The 427-nt window shown below is 62.1% G+C and carries 1 protein-coding gene; it reads left to right on the top strand.

Translation table 11 applies throughout. The features are described 5' to 3' along the window. Positions 1-427, top strand: a 427-nt coding sequence (locus tag I6F37_RS41200; protein ID WP_225154552.1) for a 2-oxo acid dehydrogenase subunit E2, incomplete at both ends; no start/stop codon positions are given.

The raw sequence follows: 427 nt of genomic DNA, 5'->3' as shown, positions 1-427 counted from the left end.
GGCCTTCCTGATCAAGGCAAGCGTGACCGCACTTCGACAGCAGCCCGAGGTCAATGCTTCCCTGGACAAGGCCGGCGAGAATCTTATCTACAAGCGCTACTTCCACATCGGTGTCGCGGTGGACACGCCGGAAGGGCTGGTGGTGCCGGTGATTCGCGACGCGGACCGCAAGGGCGTTTTCGGTCTGGCTCGTGAACTGGGCGAGGTGTCGAAACTCGCGCGCGACAAGAAACTGAAACCCGGCGACATGCAGGGAGGAACCTTCTCGATCTCCAGCCTTGGCGGGATCGGCGGCACCGCGTTCACGCCCATCATCAATGCGCCCGAAGTGGCCATACTCGGGGTGTCGCGCTCGGTGATGAAGCCGGTATGGAATGGCAAGGAGTTCACGCCGCGGCTGATGTTGCCGCTGTCCCTGTCCTATGAC

The sequence above is a fragment of the Bradyrhizobium sp. NBAIM08 genome, assembly GCF_020193935.1.
GTDB classification, from domain to species: domain Bacteria; phylum Pseudomonadota; class Alphaproteobacteria; order Rhizobiales; family Xanthobacteraceae; genus Bradyrhizobium; species Bradyrhizobium yuanmingense.
Note: the sequence above shows the minus strand (reverse complement) of the source record. Positions and strands in the feature narration are given on the sequence as shown.